This is a genomic window from Nocardia sp. NPDC059228 (assembly GCF_042754245.1).
Taxonomy (GTDB): Bacteria; Actinomycetota; Actinomycetes; order Mycobacteriales; family Mycobacteriaceae; genus Nocardia.
Map to the genome: position 1 here is coordinate 160056 of NZ_JBHZAL010000011.1, position 26332 is coordinate 186387.

At 69.4% G+C, this 26332-nt stretch carries 23 protein-coding genes; 7 read left to right on the top strand and 16 right to left on the bottom strand.

All coding sequences use genetic code 11. From position 1 onward, the window contains the following. Positions 1–52: 52 nt before the first annotated feature. Positions 53–910 carry a hypothetical protein gene (locus tag ACFXKA_RS19170; RefSeq protein WP_379428239.1) on the top strand — a complete coding sequence of 286 codons (858 nt, stop codon included), beginning with the start codon at positions 53–55 and terminating at the stop codon, positions 908–910. 94 nt (positions 911–1004) lie between these two features. On the opposite strand, the gene ACFXKA_RS19175 is transcribed toward ACFXKA_RS19170, so the two are convergent. The 6 genes from ACFXKA_RS19175 to ACFXKA_RS19200 all read right to left on the bottom strand — a co-directional run bounded on the left by ACFXKA_RS19175 (position 1005) and on the right by ACFXKA_RS19200 (position 6868). Further along, positions 1005–1685, bottom strand: a complete 681-nt coding sequence (locus ACFXKA_RS19175; RefSeq protein ID WP_379428240.1) for a ribonuclease H — start codon at positions 1683–1685, stop codon at positions 1005–1007. A 10-nt stretch (positions 1686–1695) separates the two neighbouring features. Next, complete coding sequence (locus ACFXKA_RS19180; RefSeq protein ID WP_354849135.1) at positions 1696–2196, bottom strand: SRPBCC family protein; 501 nt, start codon at positions 2194–2196, stop codon at positions 1696–1698. Positions 2197–2246: 50 nt separating this feature from the next. Next, positions 2247–3494: an L-2-hydroxyglutarate oxidase gene (gene lhgO, locus ACFXKA_RS19185; RefSeq protein WP_379428241.1), complete on the bottom strand. Its 1248-nt coding sequence runs from the start codon at positions 3492–3494 to the stop codon at positions 2247–2249. Continuing rightward, on the bottom strand, positions 3451–4203 hold the full coding sequence (locus ACFXKA_RS19190; protein WP_379428242.1) for a hypothetical protein: 753 nt from the start codon (positions 4201–4203) through the stop codon (positions 3451–3453). Before ACFXKA_RS19190 ends, lhgO begins: the two co-directional genes overlap by 44 nt. A gap of 430 nt (positions 4204–4633) precedes the next feature. Then, positions 4634–5425 carry a TIGR03084 family metal-binding protein gene (locus ACFXKA_RS19195; RefSeq protein ID WP_379428243.1) on the bottom strand — a complete coding sequence of 264 codons (792 nt, stop codon included), beginning with the start codon at positions 5423–5425 and terminating at the stop codon, positions 4634–4636. Between the two features lie 87 nt (positions 5426–5512). Continuing rightward, on the bottom strand, positions 5513–6868 hold the full coding sequence (locus tag ACFXKA_RS19200; RefSeq protein WP_379428244.1) for a hypothetical protein: 1356 nt from the start codon (positions 6866–6868) through the stop codon (positions 5513–5515). Between the two features lie 207 nt (positions 6869–7075). Between ACFXKA_RS19200 and ACFXKA_RS19205 the strand changes: the two genes are divergently transcribed. Continuing rightward, complete coding sequence (locus ACFXKA_RS19205) at positions 7076–8140, top strand: metallophosphoesterase (protein WP_379428245.1); 1065 nt, start codon at positions 7076–7078, stop codon at positions 8138–8140. A gap of 30 nt (positions 8141–8170) precedes the next feature. On the opposite strand, the gene ACFXKA_RS19210 is transcribed toward ACFXKA_RS19205, so the two are convergent. The 4 genes from ACFXKA_RS19210 to ACFXKA_RS19225 form a co-directional block, all read right to left on the bottom strand. Beyond that, positions 8171–9178 carry a zinc-binding dehydrogenase gene (locus ACFXKA_RS19210; RefSeq protein ID WP_379428246.1) on the bottom strand — a complete coding sequence of 336 codons (1008 nt, stop codon included), beginning with the start codon at positions 9176–9178 and terminating at the stop codon, positions 8171–8173. A gap of 109 nt (positions 9179–9287) precedes the next feature. After that, on the bottom strand, positions 9288–10127 hold the full coding sequence (locus ACFXKA_RS19215) for an alpha/beta fold hydrolase (protein WP_379428247.1): 840 nt from the start codon (positions 10125–10127) through the stop codon (positions 9288–9290). A gap of 53 nt (positions 10128–10180) precedes the next feature. Then, the gene (locus tag ACFXKA_RS19220) at positions 10181–10753 is read right to left on the bottom strand and encodes a TetR/AcrR family transcriptional regulator (RefSeq protein ID WP_379428248.1); all 573 of its coding nucleotides are present in this window, start codon (positions 10751–10753) and stop codon (positions 10181–10183) included. Further along, positions 10746–11597 (bottom strand): alpha/beta fold hydrolase, encoded by an 852-nt coding sequence (locus ACFXKA_RS19225; protein WP_379428249.1) that lies wholly within the window; start codon positions 11595–11597, stop codon positions 10746–10748. Before ACFXKA_RS19225 ends, ACFXKA_RS19220 begins: the two co-directional genes overlap by 8 nt. Before the next feature lie 356 nt (positions 11598–11953). On the opposite strand from ACFXKA_RS19225, the gene lon reads away from it, so the two are divergent. The 4 genes from lon (at position 11954) to ACFXKA_RS19245 (ending at position 16490) form a co-directional block, all read left to right on the top strand. Next, on the top strand, positions 11954–14347 hold the full coding sequence (lon, locus tag ACFXKA_RS19230; protein ID WP_379428282.1) for an endopeptidase La: 2394 nt from the start codon (positions 11954–11956) through the stop codon (positions 14345–14347). 130 nt (positions 14348–14477) lie between these two features. Further along, positions 14478–15293, top strand: a complete 816-nt coding sequence (locus ACFXKA_RS19235; protein WP_379428250.1) for a heavy metal-binding domain-containing protein — start codon at positions 14478–14480, stop codon at positions 15291–15293. After that, positions 15290–15661: a DUF5073 family protein gene (locus tag ACFXKA_RS19240; protein WP_364609173.1), complete on the top strand. Its 372-nt coding sequence runs from the start codon at positions 15290–15292 to the stop codon at positions 15659–15661. The genes ACFXKA_RS19235 and ACFXKA_RS19240 overlap by 4 nt, the downstream gene beginning before the upstream one ends. 127 nt (positions 15662–15788) lie before the next feature. Continuing rightward, positions 15789–16490: an endonuclease/exonuclease/phosphatase family protein gene (locus tag ACFXKA_RS19245; RefSeq protein WP_379428251.1), complete on the top strand. Its 702-nt coding sequence runs from the start codon at positions 15789–15791 to the stop codon at positions 16488–16490. Here the strand turns inward: ACFXKA_RS19245 and ACFXKA_RS19250 are convergent. The 6 genes from ACFXKA_RS19250 to ACFXKA_RS19275 form a co-directional block, all read right to left on the bottom strand. Then, a complete protein-coding gene (locus ACFXKA_RS19250; RefSeq protein WP_354841315.1) occupies positions 16487–17479 on the bottom strand; it encodes an oxidoreductase in 993 nt (330 codons plus the stop codon). The genes ACFXKA_RS19245 and ACFXKA_RS19250 overlap by 4 nt on opposite strands. Before the next feature lie 89 nt (positions 17480–17568). Then, positions 17569–18405 (bottom strand): enoyl-CoA hydratase/isomerase family protein, encoded by an 837-nt coding sequence (locus ACFXKA_RS19255; protein ID WP_379428252.1) that lies wholly within the window; start codon positions 18403–18405, stop codon positions 17569–17571. Between the two features lie 29 nt (positions 18406–18434). Beyond that, positions 18435–19508, bottom strand: a complete 1074-nt coding sequence (locus tag ACFXKA_RS19260) for a DNA polymerase IV (RefSeq protein WP_379428283.1) — start codon at positions 19506–19508, stop codon at positions 18435–18437. A gap of 51 nt (positions 19509–19559) precedes the next feature. Continuing rightward, positions 19560–20030 carry a hypothetical protein gene (locus ACFXKA_RS19265; protein ID WP_379428253.1) on the bottom strand — a complete coding sequence of 157 codons (471 nt, stop codon included), beginning with the start codon at positions 20028–20030 and terminating at the stop codon, positions 19560–19562. 190 nt (positions 20031–20220) lie between these two features. After that, complete coding sequence (locus ACFXKA_RS19270; protein WP_379428254.1) at positions 20221–21186, bottom strand: class I SAM-dependent methyltransferase; 966 nt, start codon at positions 21184–21186, stop codon at positions 20221–20223. A 96-nt stretch (positions 21187–21282) separates the two neighbouring features. Continuing rightward, positions 21283–23163: an ABC transporter ATP-binding protein gene (locus tag ACFXKA_RS19275; protein ID WP_354840860.1), complete on the bottom strand. Its 1881-nt coding sequence runs from the start codon at positions 23161–23163 to the stop codon at positions 21283–21285. A 177-nt stretch (positions 23164–23340) separates the two neighbouring features. Here ACFXKA_RS19275 and ACFXKA_RS19280 point away from each other — a divergent pair, with 177 nt between their 5' ends. Further along, positions 23341–26112 (top strand): FAD-binding and (Fe-S)-binding domain-containing protein, encoded by a 2772-nt coding sequence (locus tag ACFXKA_RS19280; RefSeq protein ID WP_379428255.1) that lies wholly within the window; start codon positions 23341–23343, stop codon positions 26110–26112. The last annotated feature ends 220 nt before the right edge of the window (positions 26113–26332 follow it).

A 26332-nucleotide genomic window follows, 5' to 3' on the forward strand; every position in this document is an offset into this window, starting at 1 on the left:
TGACGAAACCTATACGGTGCGTCCGCAGCGCACCGGGAAAGTGATCGAATAGATGTCGGACGACGCTGCCCAGGACAAGAAAACCGAAGACGATTCCATCGCCGAGGCCGATGCCCAGAGCAGCGCCGAACAGGCCGCCGAGAAGCCGGAGTTGACGAAGGACGCCGAGGCGGCCCAGCCCGAGCCGGCAGCGAAGGCCGAGCCGGAAGCGAAGGCTGCCGAGCCGGAGCCGGATTCGGCCGCACCGGCCGCGAAGCCGGAACCGGCGGCCGCCGCGCCGCCGGCGAAGTCCGAGTCCGCGCTGGTCTCCAAGGTCGCGGTGCCGATGATCGCGCTCATCGCGCTCGGTGTGCTGCTGGTCGCCTCGCTGGCGGGTCTGGGCGCGTTCTGGTGGCAATCGCACACCAAGAGCAACGAACTCGCCGACCGTGACTCCGCCGCCAAGGCCGCCTGTGATTTCGCGCGTGCGGTCTCGGTCTACGACCAGTCCTCGTGGAACGATTTCGCCCCGCGCGTGCAGGCGCTCATCACCGGTGAGTTCAAGCAGATGTTCGACCCGATGGCCGGCGACGTGAAGGACATCCTGTCCAGCGCGCACGCCAAGTCCTCGCTGAACGTGCTGCGCTGCGGCTGGGAATCGGGCGATGCCAACAAGGCCTCGGTCCTGGTGAGCCTGACCCAGACCTCCACCAACGACTTCCACGCGAAGCCGATCGTGCTGACCATACCGACCTACGTCGAGATGGAGAAGCACGACGGCAAGTGGCTGGTGTCGAAGTTCCAGCCGGTCTACGCCGGTGACGAGAACCCGCTGTTCCCGGGCGGAACCGGCGGCGGCGATCAGCCGGGCGCCCAGCCCTCCGGTCAGCCCGCGCCCGCCACCACCGCGGCGCCCAAGCCGGGTAACTGATCGGGATATCCCGAGTACGAGAAAGGGCCCGCCTCCGGAAGTATCGGAGGCGGGCCCTTTTCATGTCGTCGCAGGTGAACGGGTCCGCGGGGGGTCAGAACAACGTGAGTGCCTCGGCGGCAGCCGGTTTGGCGGCCGTGGCCCGGCGGCGCGGGGTCGCGGCGGCGGAATGCGCGGAATGCATGGTGGCGCCGACCTTCTCGGCCGATTCCGTCTCGCCTCGTTCCAACCCGCTGGGTGCGGTCACCGGGAGCGGCTCGGTCTTGGGCTCCACGATCGGGATCGGCGCGGTGGGCGGATCGAAGGGCACCGGTTCGTCGCCGTCGGGATCGGTGGCGACACCGGTCGCCGCCACCTTCCGCGCGGCCTGACCGGCCAGCGCGTCCGCCTGCTCGTTGAAGTAGTTGCCGACGTGCCCGCGCACCCAGCGGAACCGGACCGGGCCGGGCCGGGTGGCGATGGCGCGGTCGATCTGCTGGATCAGCTCGAGATTCTTGACCGCGCCGCCGGTGGAGGTCTTCCAGCCGTTGGTGCGCCAGCCATGGATCCACTCGGAGGCGCACTTGATGGCATAGAGCGAATCGCTCTCGATGAGCAGGGGTTCGGCGTCCGGATGGGCCCGGACGGCCTCGAGGAGGGCGCGTAGCTCCGCGATCTGATTGGTGCCCGAGGGCGCACCGCCGCTGGCCGCGCCGCCCGCATGATTGACCCAGGCCCAGCCGATCGCGCCGCCCGGGTTGCGCAGGCATGATCCGTCGGTGCTCACGATGATCATGCGGCCTACCCTACGCGATCCGGCCGACAAGATCGGTGCCGTGGAATTCCTCTATCTCCCTGCGCAATTGCGATTCGGTCCGGCGGACGGTGGCCTGCACCATCGCGGCCAGCATCTTCGAGAGCAACTTGCCGGTGAGCCCGCGCGGAGCCCAGTACTCGGTTTCCGAGGTCAGCACCGCGCGGCCGTACCCGAGGGGGTCGAAACGCAGGGTGATGACACAGAAGTTGGAGCATGCCGACGCCGGCTTCCCCTTCCGGCGTCGGCGGAGTGTGTATTCGATGACCGCGTTGCGGCGGTAGTCGGTGATCTCACACTCGATCGTGGGATGCCACGGGCCGACCCTGAGGGTCGCGGCGAAGACGGCTCCGGCACCGTGGTCGGAATCCCCGATCGGTTCGAAGGCGACCACGCCGAACGCCCAGTCCGGCACGAACTGATGATTGTCCGTGTATGTGAACGCGACTTCCACCGGTGCGCCGACATCACTCGCGTACTTGAAATGGCCCATAGGCTGCTCCCTGTCCCACGGCTGCCTTAAAAGTACTACAGCAATCCTATTTATTGAGCGAACTCGTCCAATCGGTCCGTTATGTACTCGGCGATGGGCAGGGCGGAGGTGGCCGCCGGGGAGGGGGCATTGAGCACGTGAACCGAGCGCGGCGTGTGCTCGAGCAGGAAATCGTGGGCCAGCGCGCCGTCCCGCAGTACCGCCTGGGCGCGGATGCCCGCCTCCCGCGGCAACAGATCGGCGACGGTTAGCTCGGGGCAGTAGCGACGGCATTCGGCCAGGTAGCCGCGCTTGAACAGGGAGTTGCGCATTTCCCGCAGCCCGGTCCGGACATTGGCGGCGGCCACCCGGTGAAAACCGCGGTAGCCCAGGATCTCCCGGGCGTCGCGGATATTCACGCTGCCCTTGCGGTAGCCCTCGCGGGCCAGGCCCAGCACCGCATTGGGCCCGACGGTCAGCGCGCCGTCGATGGTCGGGCTGAGATGGACGCCCAGGAACGGCAGTTCGGGATCGGGGATCGGATAGATCAGGGTGTTCACCAGATCATTGCGCTCGGGCGGCAGCTGGTAGTACTCGCCGCGGAAGGGCACGATGCGCAGATCGATGTCCAGACCCGCCAGCCGGGCCATCCGGTCCGCCTGCAGGCCCGCGCACACCACCAGCCGCCGGGCCTGCCAGCTGCCGGCCGGGCCGGAAACGGTTACCGCTGAGTCGGTTTCGGTAATGGCGGTGACCTCCGCGCCGAGCACGATCTCACCACCGGCCGTGCGCACCTCCTGTGCCAGCGCCCGGGTCACCCGGCCGTAGTCGATGATGCCGGTGCTCGCCACGGACAGCGCCCCGACCCCGGTGATGCGCGGCTCCCGCCGCCTCAGCTCGGCGGCGTCGAGCAACTCCACCTCGACGCCATTGGCGACGGACCGCTCGTAGAGCGCGAGCATCCGCGCGTGCTCGGCGGTATCGGTGGCCACCAGCAGTTTTCCGCACACCCGGAACGGAATGTCGTGCGCCGCGGCGAATTCCTTGGTGAGCCGCGCGCCGCGCACGCACAGCCGCGCCTTCAGGCTGCCGGGCTCGTAGTAGATGCCCGAGTGGATGACCCCGCTGTTGTGCCCGGTCTGGTGCAGACCCAGCTGCCCGGCCTTCTCCAGCAGCAGCAGGCTCGCCCCCGGATGGCGTTCGAGCATGCGATGCGCGGTGGCCACCCCGACGATGCCGCCGCCGATCACGCAGTAGTCGTACACACCGGAAGTCTCACACAGCGACGGTGGCCGAGTCTTCCCCTGCCGTGCGGGCATCCGTCTCGTGTACGTGCGTGTCGGTGGTGTCGTGCGCGGGAGTGCCGGTCGCGGCGGCCGGGACCGGATGGCGCGCGATCTGCAGGCCGTAGTCGCCGATCGCGGGGTCCGACAGGGTCAGCGTCACGTCGCCGCGGCTGTCCACATCCGTGCGCAGCCGGGTGGTGGCGCTCGGGTCGCCGTTGATGCCCAGCTGGTGCCCCAGCGGCGTGTTCAGCAGGATATCGGCGAACGTGGCGAAGACATTGGTGTCGACGGTGAGCGTCGCCGTGTGCTGGGCCGCGGCCACCTGCGCGCCCACGTAGGCGGTGCCGAGCCGGAACTGACCGCCCAGCGGGCGGGTCGCCTCGGCCGCGGTGGCGGCGCCGGTGCCCGGAGTGCGGGCCGGAATCACCTGCACGAAAGCGGGTTCCGTGCCCCGGTTGGTGAAAAGTGAAGTCAGAGCGACCTTCTCGGCGATCGGCTCGGCGGACTGGACGCCCGGTTGATCGGCTCCGCGCGGGCCGAGCTCGACGAGCGCCGGATGGTTGCCCGGCGCGCCCATGGCGAGTCTGCCCGGCTGCTGGGCCATTTCATTGGCGATGTACGAACCGGCGGCGACGGTCAGCCCGATGCTGGCCATGCTGGCGGTGACAATGGCGCTGTAGCGGAACACCTGGGCCGTACGTCGGGTCGACCGGGCGGCCTGCGTCGCGAGTTCATGCGACATGACTGGTGCGTTCCTTTCCCTCTCCCCTGGCCCCCTGCGCCCGTCCGTCCCCTGGTGCGTGGACGGCGCGACGACCCGCACCATTGAAAGTCGTACGCGCGTCCAGGTTACGGTGGCGGCGGGTAACACACGGCCCCGGTGAGAGCAGGATCACATCGGGGAAAGGTTGGGCATCAACAGGTTTTCCCCGCCGAAAGACTGGGTAAAAACCTGGTAGCGGCGAGCGCCAACTCGACTGCCATCGAAGAGACCTCCGGCCAATGGCGTCCGGTCGGCACCAGGCACGGCGCACCCAGGCTGGCGCTCGCTCGCTCCTCCTCGGGGAGCAGTGGTGATCCCAAGGGCCGGACCCTTGGAAACCCGTTCCGCCGAGAACGAAGCCCCTATGGGAATTGGGGATTTCTGGTCGGAGGCCGGGATAGGCGGCGGGTCAGTCGAACTGACCCGCCGTTCGGCCGCTTCCGGGGGGACCGGCGAAAGCCTGTGCCAGGCCCAGCCATTCGCGGGCGTCGGCGCCCACCACGTCCAGGCCGAGATCGTCGAGATGTCGCCGCTGGGTGACCAGCTGGCAGAAGTCCAGGGCGGGACCGCTGATCCGTTGCGCGGCCTCGGCCGGGCCCCAGGTCCAGGCGCTGCCGTCGGGCGCGGTCAGTTCGATCCGGAACTCCTCGGCCGGCACGGACTTGCCATGCGTCAGGTAGGCGAAGTTGCGGGTCCGCACCCCGATGTGCGCGATATGCCGCAGGCGCGCCGTGGGTTCGCGGGTGACGCCGAGCGTGTCGGCCACGTCGTGCCCGTGCGCCCAGGTCTCCATCAGGCGGGCGGTGACCATGGAGGCCGGGCTCATGGGCGGCCCGAACCACGGCAGCTTGGTGCCCGCTGGAACCGTGCGCAGCGCCTCGACCAGGGCCGCGCGATCCTGTCGCCAGGTCGCGAGCAGTTGTGGCGCAGGGGTTTTCGCGCCCTCCTCGGCGGCCTCGTCGACGAAGGTGAGGGCCTTGGGCAGCGCCGCCTGCACCAGCTTGTCGAACTCGACCGGGTCGGTCGCGGACACCGTGGCGACCTGATCGGTCCAGTTCAGGTGGGCGATCTGATGGGCGATGGTCCAGCCGGCGGCGGGGGTGTCGCGCTGCCAGCCGTCCGGATCCAGGTCCGCGATCAGCCGATCGAGATCGGCGCATTCGGCGGTGAAGTCGGCGAGCAATGCCTCGAGGTCGGCCACCGGGCCAGCATCGCAGCCCCGCCGGAAAAATGCAAGCATGCGTGCTTGATTTTCGGCGGCCCGCGTTCCTGCCCGAAAAAGTGCCGTCTACCAGCCGAAAAGGATCAGATGCACCGCCCCGACCACCAGGCCCAGCGCCGCGCCGTGCAGGTAGAGCAGCCACGCGTCCTGCTCGACCGAGGCGTAGAACATCTCCATGAACTCACCGGGCGTGAGCTGCTGCAGCTTGCGGGCCGCGAACTCGTCGATCTTCTTGGCCTGGGCGGCCGCGAATTCCGGATCGTCGGCCAGGCTCGGGGCCAGGCCCACCGCGGCGGAGGTCGCGCCGACCGTCAGATTGTCGAACTGACGCTTGCCGAAGACCGTCCGCACCACCGAGTGGGTGGGCCCGAGCTGGCGGTGGATCTCCTGCGAGATGAGCCGTTCCAGCAGCTGCCGGGTCTTGTCGCCGTTCGGGCCGTCGAGCAGTTCGCGGGCCAGGTTGGGCAGCGTCAGCACCTGATAGGCCAGGATATTGGCGAGATCGGCGGCGGCCTCGGGCTGCCGCTTGGCCAGCAGCGCCTGCTTCCAGATGTACCGGTAGCGCGGCTGCGGGTCGCCCGGTTCGAACACCATCTTGATGGCGATGACATTGACGGTCACACCGATGGCGGCGGCCGCGGCCAGGATGATCAGCCACGGCGGAATCCAGCCCAGCACCGGAATGCTCTGGTGCACATGCAGGTACAGCGCCAGTAGCAGACCGAAGGGCGCGCCCAGCAGGCCGATGCGGACCATGAACTTCAGTTCCGGCGCGGCGATGGTGGTGGTCAGGTCCTTGAGGATCTCCGGGTTGTCCCGCAGATACCGGATGACGAAGTCCTTGATGTCGATGAGCTGATCGACATTGTCGCCGAGCTGTTCGAAGGCGCGCCGGGCCAGCGTCGGCAGTTCGCGTTCGATGCGCTGGTAGAGCACATTGCGCACCGACTTGGGCACCGCGCCCCACAGGTCCGGGTTCTCCTTGCTCATGATCTCGTCGACCATGTCCGGCACCTGTTTGCGGCCCACCTCGGCGATGTAGTCGGCAATGCCCTCGAGGTCGAGTTCGCGAATGAAGTCCTTGGGACTGCCGATTCGCATGATGGCCACGTCGACGCAGATGCTGGCCATCTTCTCGGCGCGCGCCGGGATGAAACCCTGGAAGCCGAGCCGCTTTCCGTCGCCGGAGAAGGTGGGCAGCACCTGCACGCGACGCGGGAGGTAGGGGTAGAGGATCTCCAGGCCGGGCACCCGGAAGCCCTGGAAGTAGACCGGCCAGAACAACATCAGCACGCCGGTCCAGTTGGTGAGCCAGCCGGCGATGGCGCTGAAGATCGGGAAGCTGATCAGATCGACGACGAGTTTGGGCTGGCCGGTCAGCTGTTCCCAGTCGAGGAACAGACCCGAGGCCAGTGTCGTCATAGCAGCGTCCCCCTGTGGCCAAGCTGATGGTGAGAAATCGGACTCCCAACACTCTCATCGGTCCGAGGCGCTGTCAAAAGGTCCTGGCCTGGAAGAACGCGTCGTGTCGCGGGGGTGTTGGCAAGGTCATGCCGACGTAGTCTGCGGCGGGTTCCGGAAGTGGGAATACTGGTCAAGCGACCGGTAGATACAGGCAGGAGATCAGCAATGTCGCTCGACCGTCGTGGGTTTCTGACCGCCACTGCCGCCGGGGTCGCCGCGCTCGCGGCCACCGGTGCGCCCGCCCGCGCCGAGAATGCCCCGGCCACCGGCAAATTCCCGCTCCCGGACGCCGACCGCCTGCGCATTCTCGTCACCGGCGACGCGGGCACCGGCGCGCGGCCGCAGTGGCAGGTCGCCGACGCCATGCGGGAACTGCATGCGCGCGAGCCGTTCTCCTGCGCCCTCGGCCTCGGTGACAATGTCTACGAGCAGGGCCCGTGGTCCGACGACGACGCCCAGTTCGCCGCCAAGTTCGAGGACCCCAACCACGACCTCGACTTCCCCTGGCTCATGGTGCAGGGCAATCACGACAACTCCTCGATCCTGCCCGGCGACGGCGGCTGGCTGCTGCGCGGCGATCACGAGGTGGCCTATCACGCGCGCTCGGCCCGCTGGTTCATGCCGTCCCGCTATTACTCGGTGCGGATTCCGCAGGAGCGGCCGGTCGTCGAATTCTTCGTGCTGGACCTCAATCCCATCGCCGCCTACCTGCCGCCGCTCTTCCAGCCCTACTGGGCGGCCGACGGCCAGTTCATGACCGAGCAGGCCACCTGGCTGGACCGGGCCATCGACGAGTCGCCGGCGAAGTGGAGGATCGCCTGCACCCACCACCCGTACCTCAACAACGGGCCGCACGGAAACGCCGGGGAATACGAGGGATCGAGCATCGAGCCGATCGATGGCCGCTATGTGAAGGACTTCTTCGAGGCGCACGTACTGGGCCGGTGCCAGTTCCTGCTGTCGGGCCACGACCACTCGCTGCAGGTGCTCGAACCCAATGCGGCTGCCAAGGGCACCCGGCAGATCATCTCCGGTGCGGCCGCGAAATCGGTGCACGGCGAGCCGTCCACGGGCGGCAAGCACACCGCCAACGGTGCGCTGTACGAGAACTACACCGATCTCGGCTTCATGGTCCTGGACCTGACCCCCACGTCGGTCGACCTGGGGGTCTACACGGTCGATCTCTCGAACGGCCGGTCCGCCAACGTTTTCCAGCGCCGGCTCGCGTAATCCGCGAACCGTGCCGCGTGCGGGAGCGGCCTAGGGCTTCAGGACGATCCGAATCGGGTTGCCTTCCTTGGATTCCAGGGAGTGCACGGCCTTGGCGGCATCGGCCAGCGGGACCACGGCACTCACGGAGCGGGAGAAGTCGACCCGGTGCAGCCCTTGCAGTTTCACCAGCTGGGTGACGTGCTCGGGCGTGGACCCGTAGTGCCCGCGCAACTGCTGCTGGAAGAAGCTGAAGGCGGTGCCCCCGGTGATGGTGATCGGCTTGTCGGTGAGGCCGACCAGCACCAGGCGGCCCTGCGGCGCCAGGCAGACCACCGCCTGCTCGCGCACCGGCGCCACGCCGGCGAAGTCGAAGGCGGCGTTCAGGCCGGTGCTGGTGGCCTCGAACACCTTGCGCCGCAGGTCCGGATCGGCCGGATCGAAGGCCAGGTCCGCGCCGAAGGACAGCGCCCGCTCCCGGGCGGCGGGCAGCGGATCCACCGCGATGATCGGCGCTGCGCCGACCATGCGCAGCAGCTGCACCCCGTGCGCGCCCAGCCCGCCGACGCCCCAGACGCCCACGGCCTCACCGGGTTTCACCTCGGCGGTGGCGGTGATGGCCGCCCACGGCGTGGACACCGCGTCGGGAATGAAACAGGCCTGCTCGAACGGCAGGTCGTCCGGAATCGGCACCAGGGTGTCGACCCGCGCCAGGGTGTATTCGGCCCAGCCGCCGTCGTAGTCCACCCCGCGGGTGAAGGTGGCCCCGTTGCGGAGCTCCCCGGCCTGCAGCAATACGCGATCCCCCACCTTCGCGGTGGTCACTCCCGGCCCGAGCGTGTGCACGGTCCCGGCGACCTCGTGCCCGAGCGTCACCGCATCGTCGCGCAGGAACAGCGGCGTCAGCGTGCCGTCGATGAGGTGCACGTCGGAGAGGCACACTCCCGCTGCCTCCACCTTGACCAGCACGTGGTCCGGTCCCGGCTCCGGAATCGGCACCTCCTCGAGCTCCAGTCGGCGATTCGGCCCCAGGTGTAGTCGTGCGGCCAGCATGGTCATCGATGACTCCTCGCGGTATCCGATTCGGGCGGCCCCTCCCCGGCGTCATGGTAGGCCGCACCCGCGCCCGCCCGGGCGGTTTGCCCGAACCGCCGAGTCGGTGTGGCGCTCAGTGCACGCTGTCGGCGGGCAGGTGGGCGGCGAGGAATTCGGTGATGATGGCGGTGACGTCGGGGGCGCGTTCGAGCATGGGGACGTGGCCGCAGCCGTCGAGGTATTCGGTGCGGTCGGGGCGTAGTCGCGCATTGACGGTGCGCCCGGCCGCGGCGGAGAGGACGCGGTTCTGGTTGCCCCAGATGACGCAGATCGGTGGCAAGCCGTCGCGATCGGGCCAATCGTCGAGCGTCGCAAAGGAAGACAGGTCGCGGACCAGGTAGATCAGTGCCCGCGCCGGGAAACCGGAGGACAGGGGCGCGACATAAGGGCATTCGCGGTAGGCGCGCCGGGTGGTGAACCAGGATCGGGCGGTGCGGCGGGCGACCCAGCGCGGGGTGTGCCAGCCGCTCAGCTTCCGGGCGGAGTCGTCCGGCAGCACTCGGGCCAGGCGTGCCGCCTGCCGCCAATCACCGTGCATGGCAGTGGATTCGGTGAGCGGATTGATCGCCACCACCGCCCGGATCAGCTCGGGATGCCGCCGGGCCAGCGTCAGGCCGACGGCCGAACCGACGCAGTTGCCGACCAGTCCGACGTCGCTGAGCTCGTGGTGTTCGATGAAGGCGCGGATCAGTTCGGTGTAGCGCTCGAGCGTGTACCCGTCGGCGGGCCGGGAGGAGGCGCCGTAACCGGGCAGATCGACCGCGTACACCCGGTATGCACGGGACAGCGCCGCGATCTGGGGCGTCCAGATGAGATGGGAGGACCCGGCGCTGTGCAGCATCACCACCGGCGGACCGGATTCCCCCTGCCGCACATACGCCATCCGGGTGCCGTCGAAACTGAAGTCTTCCATGACACTCCAACACCTTCGTTGCCAGTGTTGGATTCATGGTCCCGCAAACCGGTTCAGCGCGAGCCGATTTCGGTGAGGCCGCGGTCGAGGAAGCGGATCATCCACTCGAAACTGTCCTCGGAGTCGTTGCTCCACTGGAAGCCGTCCGACGCCTGCAGGGTGGCGAAGCCGTGGAAGAGGCAGCGCAGCGTGCGCTGCGCGTGCACCATTTCCTGCTCGCCGATCCCGTAGCCGCGCAGCACCGCCGCCATGGATTCCAGCACCCGCGCACCCGACTGCAACAGTGGATCATCCGGTCCGGTGAAGGCGGCGCCGACGGTCGCGGTGTACCGGCCCGGATGCTCGACCACGTAGTCGCGGAAGGCATTCGCGAAGGCGGCCAGGGCCGCACTGCCGGAGAGCCCGTGCATGGCGTCGCGGACCCGCTGGTCGACTTCGGCCATGGCGAGCGCGGCGATGCCGTGCTGCAGGTCGGCCAGGCTCTCGATGTGTTTGTACAGCGAGGGGGTTCGCACCCCGAGCCGCTGCGCGAGGGCCCCGAGCGCCAGATTGCCGAAACCGACCTCGTCGGCGAGGGCGGCCCCCGCGGCGACGACGTCGGTCCGGCTCAAGCCCACCCTAGGCATGATGTTCCTTCAGGAACGGCAGGATCAGCTCGGCCACCCGGTCGGCGGCCTCGAACTGCGGGTAGTGGCCGGTGCCCTCGACCAGGCCCAGGCTGCCCAGTCCGGCCGGCAGGGCGGCGACGATGCGCTGGCCTTCGGCCTCGGGGCTCGGGAAGTCCGGGTCGGCGGTGCCCATGATGATGAGCGCGGGCTGGGTCACATTGGGCACCTGGGCTTCCGCGTCCGCGGGGGTCGACTGCCCGGTCTTCATGAATTCGGCGAACCGGCCCGGCTCGCGCAGCTTGGCCGCGAACTCGGCCAGGTAGTCGTCGAGGTCGGCGGGCTTGGTCGGGATGGCCACCTTCAGGTACTTCAGCCACTGGCCGAGGCTCTTGAACATCATGGTGCCCATCAGCGGGATCATGCCGCTGCGGTGGCGGGAATTGGTGAGAAGCGCTGCGATGTCGGCCTTCTGGGTCAGCGTGAACGGGTTGATCTCGACAATGGCCCGCACCAGGTCCGGCCGCTGCGCCGCCGCGATGGTGGCCGACCCGCCCGAGAGCGAGTGGCCCACCACGATGGCCGGTCCGCCGCCCAGCTTCTCGATGACCGCCAGCAGATCATTGGCGACATCGGTGCGGCTGATGGCCTCCTTGCCGGTGACCGACGCCCAGCCCATGCTCGACTCGCCGTGGCCGCGCATATCGGTGTTGACGACCCGGTACCCGGCCGCCGCCAGCAGCGGCATCAGGTGCCGGTTGGCATTGCGGTCGACTCCCATGCCGTGCGACAGCACGACCAGCGGACCCTCACCCATCTCGTCGTAAGCGATCCGGCCACCGTCGATGTCCACGTACTGCGTCATGGTCTTTCACTCTCCAGGAGTAGCTAACTGCGATAGCCATAAAGCTAATCGCTTTAGCCGAAGCCGTCAACCCCTATCCGGGATTTCGATTCGACCGGCGTGGCGCACCGCGTTGGAACCCCTGTTCACTGCCGAGCTCGACTCCCTGATAGCGCTCTGACGAGCTCATATGCCGCTGTTCCCGATTTCGATCCCCGACTCGAGACATGTTCGCCCCCGGCGAACATCGGTCCGGAACAATCGGTATACCCCCCGGGTTGAGTAGGTAACGCTCAACCTTGGAAGGGGTCGAAGACGTGACTACACCAACGAACCTGCCGGTCCTGTTCCTGACCGATCCGATCGTGCTCCCCGGCATGGTCGTGCCGATCGAGCTGGACGAGTCGTCGCAGGCCGCCATCGATGCCGCCCGCGCGGGCAAGGTCAACCAGGTGCTGGTCGCGCCGCGCCTCGATGAGGGGTACGCCACCTACGGCGTCGTGGCCACCATCGAACAGGTCGGCCGGATGCGCGGCGGCGCTCCCGCGGCGGTGCTGAAGGCGGAGAGCCGGGCCAAGATCGGTCACGGCGTGACCGGGCCGGGCGCGGCGCTCTGGGTCGAGGCCGAACCGGTCGAGATTCCGGCCGCCGACGGCCGCACCAAAGAGCTTGCGGCCGAATACAAGAAGCTGGTCGTGTCGGTCCTGCAGCGCCGTGAGGCCTGGCAGGTCATCGACGCGGTCAATCAGATGAACGATCCGTCCACCCTGGCCGACGCGGCCGGCTGGGCGTCGTACCTGAGCAATGAGCAGAAGCGCGAGATCCTGGGCACCCCGGATACCACCGCGCGGCTGCGCAAGCTGATCGAGTGGACCACTCAGCACATCGCCGAGACCGAGATCACCGAGAAGATCAGCGAGGATGTCCGCGAGGGCATGGAGAAGCAGCAGCGGGAATTCCTGCTGCGCCAGCAGCTCAACGCCATTCGCAAGGAGCTGGGCGAGGACGAGCCGGACGGCGCGGAGGACTACCGCACCCGCGTCGAGAACGCCGACCTGCCCGCGGACGTGAAGGAAGCCGCTCTCCGCGAGGTCGGTCGCCTGGAGCGTTCCAGCGATCAGAGCCCGGAGACGGGCTGGATCCGCACCTGGCTGGACACCGTCCTGGAACTGCCGTGGAGCGTGAAAACCACTGACTCCACCGATGTTTCGGCCGCTCGCGCGGTGCTGGACGCCGACCACCACGGCCTGGACGAGGTCAAGGACCGCATGGTCGAGTACCTGGCCGTCCGTTCCCGGCGGGCCGCGCGCGGCCTGGAGGTCGTCGGCGGTCGCGGTTCCGGCGCGGTGCTGGTGCTGGTCGGTCCGCCCGGCGTCGGCAAGACCTCGCTGGGTGAATCGGTGGCACGGGCCCTGGGCCGCAAGTTCGTTCGCGTCGCCCTGGGCGGCGTGCGCGACGAGGCCGAGATCCGCGGTCACCGGCGCACCTACGTGGGCGCGCTGCCCGGCCGCATCGTGCGCGCCATGAAGGAGGCGGGATCGATGAATCCCGTTGTCCTGCTGGACGAGATCGACAAGGTCGGCTCGGACTTCCGCGGCGATCCCGCGGCGGCGCTGCTGGAGGTCCTGGACCCGGCACAGAACCACACCTTCCGCGACCACTACCTGGACCTGGATCTGGACCTGTCGGACGTGCTGTTCATCGCGACCGCGAACGTCATGGAGACGATTCCCGGCCCGCTGCTGGACCGCATGGAACTGATCACCGTGGACGGCTACACCGAGGCCGACAAGGTGGCCATCGCCCGCGACTTCCTGATCCCGCGGCAGCTGGAACGCAATGCCCTCACCGCCGAGGAGGTCTCGATCACGGACGAGGCGCTGCGCGAGGTCGCCGCGAACTACACCCGGGAAGCCGGAGTGCGGCAGATGGAGCGGCTGATCGCCAAGGCGCTGCGCAAGGCGGCGACCAAGCTGTCGGAGTCGGCGGACATCGCCGGGACCGAAAGCCTGGTCAGCAAGGGCGAATTCGTGCCGGAGGGCCTGGGCTACGACCGCGAGCTGGGCTACGACGCCGAATCCGGTCCGGCCGCAGGCGGTTCCGGCAAGCTGGTGATCGGACTGGGTGACCTGAAGGACTACCTGGGCCGTCCGCGCTTCACCCCCGACGGGGTCGAGCGCACCGCGGTCCCCGGTGTCGCCACCGGATTGGCCGTGACCGGCGCGGGCGGCGACGTCCTCTACATCGAGGCCAATGCCGCCGAGGGCGACCGCTCGCTGACCCTGACCGGTCAGCTGGGCGACGTCATGAAGGAGTCCGCGCAGATCGCCCTGACCTACGTCCGCTCCCACCTGGAGGAGATCGGCATCGAGCCGAAGGTGCTGGATCGCAATATCCACATCCACTTCCCGGCGGGCGCGGTCCCGAAGGACGGTCCGTCGGCGGGCGTCACCATGGTCACCGCCCTGGTGTCGCTGGCCCTGGGCCGCCAGGTCCGCGCGGATGTCGGCATGACCGGCGAGGTCACGCTGAACGGACGGGTGCTGCCGATCGGCGGCGTGAAGCAGAAGCTGCTCGCCGCTCAGCGCGCCGGCCTGAAGACCGTGTTCATCCCGGCCCGCAACGAGCCGGATCTGGACGAGGTCCCCGCCGAGGTGCTGGCCGCCCTGGATGTCCGCCCCGTCGCCGACGTAGCCGAGATCCTGGCCTACGCCATCGAGCCGGTCGCCGAACCGGCCTACGACGGCCGTGCGCTGAGCGCCACCGCCTGAGGTCGCGAGAACGGGAGCCGTGCGTGTTCGGTGAACACGCACGGCTCCCGGCCATTTCGGCGGGCTCCGAACCTGACCGGGTCGTACCCTCGTTAGGGGTCCATCGGGGATCCGACGGAGGGCGAACGACATGCAACCGAACCAGCCCGGTCAGCCGAATCAACCGAACCAGCTCGATCAGGTCGCGGGTGAGCGCCTTTCGCACGCGAACCGGATCTTCACCTCGGATCTGTCGGTCAACGAGTTCGCGCTACTGCACGGGGCGGGCTTCGAACCCATCGACCTGGTGATGGGCGTGTCCGTCTATCACGTCGGGTTCCAGTTCACCGGGATCCGGCAGCAGCAGGAGCTGCCGGTGCTGACCGAGGCCACCTATCGGGCGCGGTGGAATGCCATGTCGCGCATGCAGGCCGAGGCGGACTCGCTCCAGGCCGACGGGGTGGTGGGGGTGCGGCTGGAGTGGCGGCAGCACGGGGAGTCGATGGAGCATCTGGAGTTCATCGCGGTGGGGACCGCGGTGCGGTTCGCGAAATCGCCGGGCAGCTATCGGCGGCCGAACGGGCAGGCCTTCACCAGTCACCTCTCGGGGCAGGACATGGTGACGCTGATGCGCACCGGCTACGCCCCGATCGCCTTCGTCATGGGCAACTGCGTCTTCCACGTGGCGGTGCAGGGCTTCCGGCAGATGCTCAGCCAGATGGGCCGCAATATGGAGATGCCGCAGTGGACCCAGGGCAACTATCAGGCCCGTGAGCTGGCCATGTCGCGCATGCAGGCCGAGGCAGAACGGGACGGCGCGAACGGCGTCACCGGCGTCAGCGTCGATATCTCCAACTACGCGTGGGGATACCACACTGTCGAGTTCTACGCCTCCGGCACGGCCATCCGCCGCATCGGCGACGGCGAACCGATCATTCCGCAGTTCACCCTCGGCATGAACTCGTGAGCGATTTCGATACCGGGGCCGCCACCCGCGCCATCGATGCCGCGCTCGGCGGCCCGGGCGGCCTCGGACTGGTCTTCACCGTCTTCGCGAGCGTCCCCGGGGTGACCCGGACACCGCCCCGCAAATCTTTGTTCCGCTCCGAGCCGGAGCGGGTCCAGATCGGTTCGTGGCGTTACGAGGTCACCTCCGACGAGCGGATTCGCGCGGCCCACGTGGTGGGCGGCATCGTGCTGGCCGAGGAGCTGCTGCCGGCCGCCACCATCGCCCCGCACCTGGCCCGGGCGCTCGCCGAGATCGCCGCCTCGTACGGTCCGACCGCGCTGCCCCACCTCTCGGCGGCGCTGGACGTTCTCGCGGGTCCGGGCTGAGTCAAATGACGAGCAAGGACTGAATCGACGATCGAGAGAGGGCCGGTTGGCAACCAACCGGCGAATATCCTTTGTTTCACATGAAACGAAACCCGCACGGTCAGTGGGTTTCTCGTAGGGTGCGTAGGTGATCACCATTGCCACCTGGAACGTCCTGCACCGCGTCCACGCCGACAACTGGGACAGCGAGATGGCCGTGCGCTGGCCGCAGGAGGCGAAGCGGATCGCGGTCGTGACCGCCGCCGTCGCGGCCCGGCCCGAAGCGGTCATCGCGCTCCAGGAGGTCAGCGGTGATCAGCTGGCGAGCCTACGGGAGGCGCTGCCCGACCGGACTTTTCACGTCCTCGACTACCCGCGCGTTCCGAGCCCGCGCCGCGTGCCGAGCACCCTGGCGGATCGCTCCGAACATCTCGTGCTGATCGTGCGCGGGCCGAGCCGGTTCGTCACCGCGGAGCCGCACCCGGTCGATCCGGGAAAAGGGCTGTTGGCGGCCGAGATCGACGGCATTCTGATCATCGCCACCCATGTGAGCGGGGATCGGCGCCGGGCCGGCCAGTTCGAGCGCCTGGCCGCCGTCGCCGGCGACGGCCCGGCAGTCCTGCTCGGTGACTTCAATGTCGGCCGGGACGATCTCGCCGCCGCGTTCGGCGCCGGCTTCACCATCGCCGGGTTTCCGCCGGATTCCATTCCCACCCGGCCCCGGACGGCCGGTTCGAAATCCCAGTTCATCGATCATGTGGTCACGCGCGGCGTGCCGGTGCGCGGTGTCGCGGTCGAGGATGTGGCCGGGGCGTCCGACCACAACCTCGTGCGTGCGATCGTCGGCTAGAACTCGCCCGCGACCCCGAGAACCGTTCGGCCGGAGTGGGTTCCGTCCAGGATGGCGCGCAGCACCGACTCGGCCTCGGTGATGGGTGCGAAATTCTCCAGCAGCGACAGATGCCGGGGCTTCAGGTCCTTGGCCAGCCGCGCCCACAGTTCACGGCGCTGGGCGATCGGGAAGTGCGCGGAGTCGATACCGATCAGGGACACGCCGCGCAGGATGAAGGGCATGACCGTGGTGGGCAGGTCGGAGCCGCCGGTCAGGCCCGAGACCGCGACCGCGCCACCGTATTTGACCGTGCTCAGAATGTGGGCCAGCGAGGTCCCGCCCACGCTGTCGACGGCGGCCGCCCACTGCGCCTTGCCGAGCGCGCGCAGCTTCTCCCCTTCGCCCGGCTGCCGGCCGATGACCGAGGCGGCGCCGAGCGCCGAGAGCAGTTCGCCCGCACCGAGTTTGCCGGTGGAGGCCACCACCTCGAATCCGAGCCCGGACAGGATGTCCACCGCCACACTGCCGACGCCGCCGGTCGCGCCGGTGACCAGCACCGGACCGGAGTCGGGGGTGAGACCGCGGTCGAGCAGCGCCTGCACACTCATGGCCGCGGTGTAGCCCGCGGTGCCGATGGCCGCCGCCTCGCGCGGGGTCAGGCCGTCCAGCTTCACGACCCACCCGGCCGGAATCCGTGCGTACTCGGCGAAACCACCGTGGTGGGCCACGCCGATGTCGTAGCCGTGCGCGACGACCAGGTCGCCGGGCGCGAATTCCGGATCGGTGGAGGACACCACCTCACCGGTGAGGTCGATGCCGGGGATGAGCGGATACTGCCGCACCACACCGCCGCGCGGGGTGATGGCCAGCCCGTCCTTGTAGTTGGCGCTCGAGAAGTGCACCTTGATCGTCACGTCGCCCGGCATGAGGAAGTCGTCGGCGACCTCCTCCCGGATGAGGGCGATCCCACTGTCCGTTTCGTGTGCCACCATCGCCTGGAACTCCATGTCCAGAGCATAGGTCGCCACCTGCGCGGACGCGTCACCTTCCGGCCTGACTCGCCCCCGACCTCGGCCGGGGGCGAAACCCGTTGTCCTCAGGCGAACTTCGGTGCGCGCTTGCCGGTGAACGCGGCGATGCCCTCCTGCCCGTCGGCGGAATCGGCGCAGCGGGTGATGAAGGCCGCCTCGGTGTCCAGCTGCTCCTCGAGGGTGTGCCGCGAGGACACCAGCAGCAGTTTCTTCACATTGGCGTTGGATCCCCTGGGGCCGGTGGCGAATTCCTGCGCCAGGGCCTCGACGGCGCCGGTCAGCTCGGCATCGGGCACCACCCGGTGCAGCAGACCCCACTCCAGCGCCTCCGCGGCGGACAGGGTGCGGTTGGTGAGCATCAGCTCCTGGGTCTTGCGCAGGCCGATGATCCGCGGCAGGTAGTAGGACGCGCCGCCATCGGGGCTCAGCCCGACCTTGGTGTACGCCATGGTGAAGGCGGCGGATTCGGCGGCGACCACCAGATCGCCGGCCACCGCGAGGCTCATGCCCGCGCCGGCCGCGGTGCCGTTCACACCCACGATGAGCAGCGCGTCCATCCGCGCCAGCGCCGACACCGCCCGGTGCAGGGTCCCGGCCAGCTGCTCGATGAATGCCCCGGTGTCCGCGCTGGCGGCCATGGCCCGCACGTCGCCGCCCGCGGAGAAGAACCGCCCGGCCGCGGTCAGCACCACGACCTTCACCGCGGGATCCTCCGAGCAGTAGGTGGCCGCGCGCTCCAGCTCGTCCGCGAGCGCCTGATCGATGCCATTGGCGGCATTGGGCCGGTTCAGCGTGATGCGGGCGATCGGGCCGTCGTGCTCGAACAGGATGTTCTCGTAGTCGCGCCCGCCCGTCGCCCCGCCGCCACCCCTGTGGGAATCGCTGCGCGATGCTGAGTTCATTTGAGTGCCTTCCGTCGGGTGGAACCTGATCACAGCATGGCGTACTCGACCCGGACTCCGAGCAACCGGATGGGCCGATCCAGCTCGAAGGCGTGCAGCACTTCCAGCGCCGTCTGCACGATCTCGTCCACATCGGTGGTCGGTGTGGATAGTTTCCGCTGCTTGCTCCGGGTGAAGAAGGTCTTGGTACGCACTGTGACGCTGACCCGCCCGACGGCCCGCCCGGCCGCGAGGGTCTCCTCGGCCACCTGGGTGGCCAGCCGCACCACCGCGGCATCGATGTCGGCGCGTTCGGTGAGGTCGTGCGGGAAGGTCTCGGATCGGCTGTGGCCCACCGGTTCTCGCGGCTCGGCGATGTCCGTGTCGCCCGCGCCGTGCCCGAGCACCCATAGATACGGCCCGGTATTGGGGCCGAACTCCGCCGCGAGCACCTTCCGGTCGGCGGCGGCCAGGTCGGCCACGGTCTCGATCCCCAAGCCGCTCAGGCGTTTCGCGATGCGCGCGCCGATGCCCCAGAGCGCGGAGGTGGGCCGGTGCGCCATCAGCTCGACCCAGTTGTCCCTGGTCAGCCGGAAGATTCCGGTTCCGGTGTCCGCCGCCGGCGGCTCGTCGGCCGATCGCGCCGACTTGCCGACCGCCTTGGCGAAGCCGGTGGCCAGCTTGGCCCGGGTCTTGTTGTCCCCGATGCCGACCGCGCAGGTCAGCTCCAATTCCGCAACGGCGGAACGGATCTCTCGCGCCAGTTCCCCGGGATCCTCGGTGTCCACCGCCAGGAACGCCTCGTCGAAACCGAGCACCTCGACCCGGCCGGGGAAGGTGCGCAGCAGCGCCATGATCTCCTCGGACGCCTCGGCGTAGCCGGCGAGGTCCTGAGGCAGGAAGACGCCGCCGGGGCAGATCCGGGCCGCCGTGCGCAGCGGCATGCCCGCCCGCACCCCGAAGGCCCGGGCGGGATAGGACGCGCAGGACACCACTTTGCGGGGTTCGGCCGGATCGCCGTTGCCGCCCACGATGATCGGCTGCCCGCGCAGCTCCGGATGCCGCCGGAACTCGACCGCGGCCTGGAATTGGTCGAGGTCGACGTGCAGCAGCCAGCGCGTCACCCCTCCGTCATACCGCATGGTCTCCCGAAATGCCGGGAACTGCGGAAACCGTCAGCGGGAGCGGCGCAACCACCTGAGCGGCGAGCGGTAGGCGTAGCGCGCCTTCACCGCACCGGTGTCCACCTCACCCGTGACCCGGATCAGCGGCGCGCCCGGGAATCGCGGCAGCTTGACCCGGTTGGCCACCGCGCCGGCACCCGGCTGCACGCCGTCCGTGTCGACCCGCCAGCCGCGCGGCACGATCAGCACGATCGTCCCGGCATCGGCCTCGACCCGGATGTCGATTTCCCGCCGTGAGCACCGGGCCCGGGTGAAGTCCAGCACCAGCTTGCCCGAAACACAGTCGGCCACCAGCTGTTTGGGGACGATCCAGTCGTCGTCGGTGCGTTTGGTGCCGCTCGTCACCCGTAGTTCCATGGCAGGGGTGTCGGCGGTGGGCTGATATCGGCGGGAACCGAACATCCGCTCGATATCGTCGACACGGGTCGCGGGCGTGTGCCGCTGCTCCTTGGTACGGGTCACCGAAACTCCTCCCCCGGCATGTGAAACGATCTTGTGGGTTATGCCATGGGAGCTCGAATTATGCCGCATAGCAGGGCATTTCGGGAGGTCGGAGCGGCCGCTGCGGCCACAACACGGTGTCGGTTCGGGCACGGCCAGATCACGATCGTGCCCGGACACGGACCCGCCCCGCGCGCGGTCGCGGTGACGGCTAGCGGCGGCCGAGGAAGACCGTGGTGGCGCCGAGAATGTAGATGTCCTCGCGCGCACCGATGAACGTGTCGGCGGCCGGATCGAGCAGCGCCGCCAGGGTGGCCCGATCATCATCGCCGATACGTTCACCGACCCGCTCGCTCAAGCCGCCCAGCCAGGCGACGACGCTCTCGCGCACGGCCGGCGCGGGCGGCGCGGGGTGATCGATCAGCACGCTGAAGGAGGTCGCGTCGGCCAGCCCGGCCCGGCTCAGCGCCACATTCCAGCCGTAGGGCATGGGGGTCGCGGCGGTGATGTCGGCCCGCATCTGGGCGAAGCCCGCGTCGCGCAGGGCCAGCAGCCGGTCCTGGAGTCCGGGCGCGCCGACGCCGAGTTCCCAAGGCAGGCAACGCATCGACAGCCCGCCCTCGGCCAGCGCCAGCCAGCCGCCCGGGCGCAGCAGCCCGGCCAGGCGCGCGGTGCCCGCCTGCTGATCGGGCAGGTGGTGCACCATGCGCGAGGCCCACACCAGATCCGCGGCCGGGATCCCGGCGCCGAAGTCCGCGGCCGCGGCGTCGGCGTGCACGGTCCGCACCCGCACCCGATCGTCGCCGTCCAACGCGACCTTCACGGCCTGCTGAGCCGCCTCGAGCAGCTCCGGCACCGCGTCCACGATCACCAGACTCCCGCCGCCGCGGGCCAGCAGTTCCCGCGCGAACGCGACACTCTGGCCGCCCGCTCCCGCGCCGATGTCCAGCACGGTCGCCTCCGCGCCGGCCGGGATCAGGGCGACCAGCCGCCGCGCGATCTCGGCATTGGCGTCGGCCGACATGGCGTCATCGCGCCGGAGATCGTCGACCATGGCCGCCCAGTCGATCCCGTCGTGGGTGTGGCCGTGCCCATGTCCGTGACCGTGCCCATGTCCGTGGCCGCGGGAATGCGGATGTCCGTGCGTGCCTGTCTGTTCGTGCGAGTGAGCGCTCATACTCCGACGCTATCGGCGCGCCCCCGGACGGCTCGAATCCTTTTGCCGATCCGGCAAGGTGCCCGGTCCGATCGGACTGCCGAGCCCCGGGCCCGATCAGACTGTCGCCGGGGCACCGGAATCGGCGAACTGGGTGCGGTAGAGCTCGGTGTAGCGGCCGTCCGCGGCGAGCAGTTCGGTGTGCGTACCGCGCTCCACGATGCGGCCGTGCTCGAGCACCAGGATCTGGTCGGCATTGCGGATGGTGGACAGCCGGTGCGCGATGACCAGGGCGGTGCGGCCGTCGAGGGCCTCGGCCAGCGCCTCCTGTACCGCGGCCTCGGAGGTGGAGTCCAGCGAGGCGGTGGCCTCGTCCAGGATCACCACGCGGGGCTGTTTGAGCAGCAGCCGGGCAATGGTCAGGCGCTGGCGTTCCCCGCCGGAGAGCCGATAGCCGCGCTCACCGACCACGGTGTCCAGGCCGTCGGGCAGCGACTCGATCAGCTCGCGTAACCGGGCGCGCCGCAGCGCATCCCACAGCTCGTCCTCGGTGGCCGCGGGGCGGGCGAGCAGCAGATTGGCGCGGATGGTGTCGTGGAACAGGTGCCCGTCCTGGGTGACCAGGCCGACGGTGTCCTGAATCGACTGCCCGGTCAGCTCACGGACATCCATGCCGCCCAGCAGCACCGCCCCGGAGTCCACGTCGTAGAGCCGCGAGACCAATTGCGCGATGGTGGATTTCCCGGCCCCGGAGGAGCCGACCAGCGCCACCATCTGCCCGGGCTCGGCCCGCAGCGAGACATCGTGCAGCACCTCCTCACCGCCGCGGGTGTCGAGCGTGGCCACATCCTCCAGCGAGGCCAGCGAGACCTTGTCGGCCGACGGGTAGCCGAAGGTGACGCCGTCCAGCTCAACCGCCACCGGGCCCGCGGGCACCGGCACCGCCAGCGGCGAATCCTCGATCAGCGGTTTCAGATCCAGCACCTCGAAGACCCGCTCGAAGCTCACCAGCGCCGACATCACATCCACCCGGGCGCTGGCCAGCGCGGTGAGCGGCGAGTACAGCCGGGTCAACAGCAGCGAAAGGGCCACCACCGCACCGGGTTCCAGCTCACCCTGCAGCGCCAGATAGCCGCCCAGCCCGTAGACCAGGGCCAGCGCCAGCGCCGAGACCAGGGTGAGCGCGGTGACGAACACCGTCTGCAGCATGGCCGTGCGCACCCCGATATCGCGCACCCGCCCGGCTCGCAGCCCGAACTCCGCGGACTCCTGCCGCGGTCGGCCGAACAGTTTGACCAGCGTCGCGCCCGGCGCGGAGAACCGTTCGGTCATCTGGGTGCTCATGGACGCGTTCAGCCCGGCCGCCTCGCGCTGGATGCCGGCCAGCCGCTCGCCCATGCGCCGGGCGGGCACGACGAAGACCGGCAGCAGCACCAGGGCGAGCAGGGTGATCTGCCACGACAGCCGCAGCATCACGGCCAGCGTGAGCGCGAGGGTGACCAGGTTGGTGACGACCCCGGACAGGGTGGTGCTGAACGCGCGTTGCGCCCCGATAACGTCATTGTTGAGCCGGCTCACCAGTGCGCCGGTCCGGGTGCGCGTGAAGAACGCGATCGGCATCTTCTGTACGTGATCGAACACCGCGGTGCGCAGATCGAAGATGAGCCCCTCTCCGATGCGCGCCGACAACCACCTGATCACCAACCCCAAGCCGGCATCCAGCACCGCGACCGCCGCGATGATCGCGGCCAGCGTGATCACCGTGCGCGGCGCGCCGTGCCCGACGATGGCGTCGACCACTCGCCCGGCCAGGACCGGGGTGGCCACCGCCAGCAGCGCCGACACGATGCTGAATACCAGGAACGCCACCAACTGCCGGTGGTGTGGCCGCGCGAAGGCGAGGATCCGCCGGGCAGTGGCCAACCGCAGCGGTCGCTGCTCTGCAGGCGCGTTCATCTGCCGATACAGCTGATTCCACGCCACGGATTCGATACTCATCCCCGCTCCTCACCGGTCACGGGGTTCATCGAACCCCGCACCACCGACACTAATACCTCAACAAAGGTTGAGATCAAGGCCATCCGCCCAGCCCAGCGGTTCGCGCTGAGCGAAATCCGCCGCCCGCCACCGGGCCGGATCGGCGAAGCCTCGCCATGGCGCGCATAGGGTTGGGGCGTGAGCGAGGCGTGGGAGCGAGCGTTGCGCGCGGTGATCACCGGTGAGGTCGACACCGGCCCCCGGCGGCGGGCCGAATACTCCTCGGACGCCTCGAACTACCGGATCCTCCCGCGCGGCGTGGTCTTCCCGCGCGATGCGGCCGATGTGCGGGCGGCCCTGGATGTCGCGCGCGCGGAGGGGCTGACCGTGACCGCGCGCGGGGCGGGCACCTCGGTGGCGGGCAATGCCATCGGACCGGGTCTGGTCCTGGACTTCAGCCGCCATATGAACGCCATCCTCGACCTCGATCCCGAGCGCCGCACCGCACGGGTGCAGCCCGGGGTGGTGCTGGCCGCGCTGCAGCGGCGCGCGGGCGCGCACGGGCTGCGCTTCGGCCCGGACCCGTCCACCCAGAACCGCTGCACGCTGGGCGGGATGATCGGCAACAATGCCTGCGGTCCGCGCGCGGTGGCCTGGGGCCGCACCTCGGATACGGTGCGCGAGTTGCGGATTCTCGACGGGATGGGCATCGAGCGCACCCTGGGCGCGGACCTGTCCGTGCTCGCGGGCCTGCCCGAATTCACCCGCGCCCACCTGGCGCTCATCCGCACCGAGCTGGGCCGGTTCGAGCGGCAGGCGTCCGGATACGGGCTGGAACATCTGCTGCCGGAACGCGGTTCGTCGGTGGCCAAGGCCTTCGTCGGCACCGAGGGCACCTGCGGACTGCTGCTGGACGCCACCGTCGGGCTGGTTCCGGTGCCCGCGGCGACCGTGCTGGTGGCGCTCGGCTACCCGGATATGCCGGCGGCCGCGGACGATATCGCCGCGATCATGGCGGTGCGGCCCATTGCCGTGGAGGGCATGGACGCGCGCCTGGTCGACGTGGTGCGTGCCCATCGCGGCGGGGTGCCCGATCTGCCGCGCGGCGGCGGCTGGCTGTTGATCGAAATCGACGGTGCGACAAGGGAACAGGCACGGGACAAGGCGGAGCTGCTGCGCGGGAGCGTGCACGCGCTGGATTCCCGCGTGGTCACCGACCCGGCCGAGGCGCAGGCGCTGTGGGGCATCCGTGCCGACGGCGCGGGTCTGGCCGGCCGCACCCCGGACGGCCGTCCGGCCTGGCCGGGCTGGGAGGACGCCGCCGTGCCGCCCGACCGCCTCGGCGACTACCTGCGCGAGTTCGAGGCGCTGCTCCGGGACCACGACCTGGACGGCCTGCTCTACGGCCATTTCGGTGACGGCTGCATCCATGTGCGCCTGGATCTGCCGATAGCCGATGCGCCGCAACGCTTCCGGAGCTTCCTCGAGGACGCCGCCCGGCAGGTGGTGCGGTTCGGCGGCTCGCTCTCGGGTGAGCACGGCGACGGCCGGGCGCGCTCGGATCTGTTGCGGTTCATGTACTCCCGGGAGGCCCTCGACGCCTTCGCGGGCTTCAAGGCGCTGTTCGACCCCGACGCCGTGCTGAATCCCGGTGTGCTCGTGCATCCCCGCCCGATCGATGCCGACCTGCGCCTGGCCGGGTTGCGCCCGCTGCCCACGACCGGCGGTTTCGTTTTTCCCGCCGACGGCGATCTGGCCACGGCCGTGCATCGCTGCGTGGGAGTCGGCAAGTGCCGGGCCGACACCCACGCCGCGGGCGGGTTCATGTGCCCGTCGTATCTGGCCACCGCCGACGAGAAGGACAGCACCCGCGGCCGGGCCCGGGTGCTGCAGGAGGTGGTCCGGGGCGCGCTGGATTGGCGGTCGGACGCCGTCGCCGAGTCGCTGGATCTCTGCCTGTCCTGCAAGGCATGCCATTCCGACTGCCCCGCCGGCGTCGACGTGGCGACCTACAAGTCGGAGACCCTGTACCGCCGCTATCGGCGCAGGCCGCGCCCGGTCGACCACTACACCCTGGGCCGCCTGCCGCGCTGGCTCGGACCGGCGACGCGACTCCCCCGGCTGGTGAACGCGCTCGGTGCGGCGGGACCGCTGCGCCGCCTCGGCCTGCGGTTGTCCGGAATGGATCCGCGTCGCGAGGTGCCCACGATGGCGCACCGGAGTTTTCGGCGTTCCTGGCGGCAGCCGGTGCGCACCGGCGACTCCGCACCCGGGGTGATGCTGTGGATCGACACCTTCACCGACGCCTTCGATCCCGAGATCGCCGGTGCCGCCGTGGAATTGATCGAGTCACTGGGTCATCGCGTGCGCATCCCCGACTCCCGGGTCTGCTGCGGTCTCACCTGGATCAGCACCGGCCAGCTGGACGGCGCGCGGAAGCGGCTGCGCGCCACCGTCGATGCCCTGGCCGCGCATGTCGGCGCGGGTGGGGTGGTGGTCGGGCTGGAACCGTCGTGCACGGCCGCGCTGCGCGATGATCTCCCGCGCCTGCTGCCGGAGGATCCGCGGGCGGCCGCCGTGGCGGGCGCGGTGCGCACCCTGTCGGAATTCCTGGAGGGCGAGCCCGGCTGGCGGCCGCCGGACCGCAGCGGCCACACCGTGGTGGTGCAGCCGCATTGTCATCAGCACGCCGTGCTGGGGTTCGCGGCCGATCGCCGAATACTGCGCGGCACCGGTGCGAAAGTGATCGAGATCTCTGGTTGCTGTGGACTTGCTGGAAATTTCGGAATGCAGCGCGGCCACTACGACGTATCGGTCGCGGTCGCCGAGAACGGCATGCTCCCGGCACTGCGTGCGGCGCCCCCGAATTCGATCTTGATAGCCGACGGTTTCTCCTGCCGGACCCAGGCCGCACAGCTGGCCGGCCGCCCGTCCCGTCACCTGGCCCAGTTCCTGCTGGACCGGCCGTAATCGGCACGGACCGGCCATGATTGGCAGGTTCCGGCCACGATCGGCACAGACGAAGGGGCACCCGCCATGGCGGGTGCCCCTTCCCTCATCGTCAGCTGCCGAACGGCAGCGTGCCGGGCGCAATGTGGTAACCGCTACTGCCGGCGAAAATGTTTCCCCAAACGCCGAGCAGGAAATTGATCAGGTTGGTGATCATGCCGAGTACCTCCAGTGCCGGATG

Coding starts and splice junctions, on each gene's coding strand:
- ACFXKA_RS19190 (WP_379428242.1), bottom strand. CDS start 4,203: ATGTCGCATGAACTCGCGACGCAGGCCGCCCGGTCGACCCGACGTACG.
- ACFXKA_RS19225 (WP_379428249.1), bottom strand. CDS start 11,597: ATGACGCAGTACGTGGACATCGACGGTGGCCGGATCGCTTACGACGAG.
- ACFXKA_RS19210 (WP_379428246.1), bottom strand. CDS start 9,178: ATGACCATGCTGGCCGCACGACTACACCTGGGGCCGAATCGCCGACTG.
- ACFXKA_RS19200 (WP_379428244.1), bottom strand. CDS start 6,868: ATGACGACACTGGCCTCGGGTCTGTTCCTCGACTGGGAACAGCTGACC.
- ACFXKA_RS19270 (WP_379428254.1), bottom strand. CDS start 21,186: ATGAGCGCTCACTCGCACGAACAGACAGGCACGCACGGACATCCGCAT.
- lhgO (WP_379428241.1), bottom strand. CDS start 3,494: ATGCCCGCACGGCAGGGGAAGACTCGGCCACCGTCGCTGTGTGAGACT.
- ACFXKA_RS19275 (WP_354840860.1), bottom strand. CDS start 23,163: ATGAGTATCGAATCCGTGGCGTGGAATCAGCTGTATCGGCAGATGAAC.
- ACFXKA_RS19250 (WP_354841315.1), bottom strand. CDS start 17,479: ATGGAGTTCCAGGCGATGGTGGCACACGAAACGGACAGTGGGATCGCC.
- lon (WP_379428282.1), top strand. CDS start 11,954: ATGGTCGTGCCGATCGAGCTGGACGAGTCGTCGCAGGCCGCCATCGAT.
- ACFXKA_RS19175 (WP_379428240.1), bottom strand. CDS start 1,685: ATGATCATCGTGAGCACCGACGGATCATGCCTGCGCAACCCGGGCGGC.
- ACFXKA_RS19255 (WP_379428252.1), bottom strand. CDS start 18,405: ATGAACTCAGCATCGCGCAGCGATTCCCACAGGGGTGGCGGCGGGGCG.
- ACFXKA_RS19215 (WP_379428247.1), bottom strand. CDS start 10,127: ATGGAAGACTTCAGTTTCGACGGCACCCGGATGGCGTATGTGCGGCAG.
- ACFXKA_RS19180 (WP_354849135.1), bottom strand. CDS start 2,196: ATGGGCCATTTCAAGTACGCGAGTGATGTCGGCGCACCGGTGGAAGTC.
- ACFXKA_RS19220 (WP_379428248.1), bottom strand. CDS start 10,753: ATGCCTAGGGTGGGCTTGAGCCGGACCGACGTCGTCGCCGCGGGGGCC.
- ACFXKA_RS19235 (WP_379428250.1), top strand. CDS start 14,478: ATGCAACCGAACCAGCCCGGTCAGCCGAATCAACCGAACCAGCTCGAT.
- ACFXKA_RS19205 (WP_379428245.1), top strand. CDS start 7,076: ATGTCGCTCGACCGTCGTGGGTTTCTGACCGCCACTGCCGCCGGGGTC.
- ACFXKA_RS19170 (WP_379428239.1), top strand. CDS start 53: ATGTCGGACGACGCTGCCCAGGACAAGAAAACCGAAGACGATTCCATC.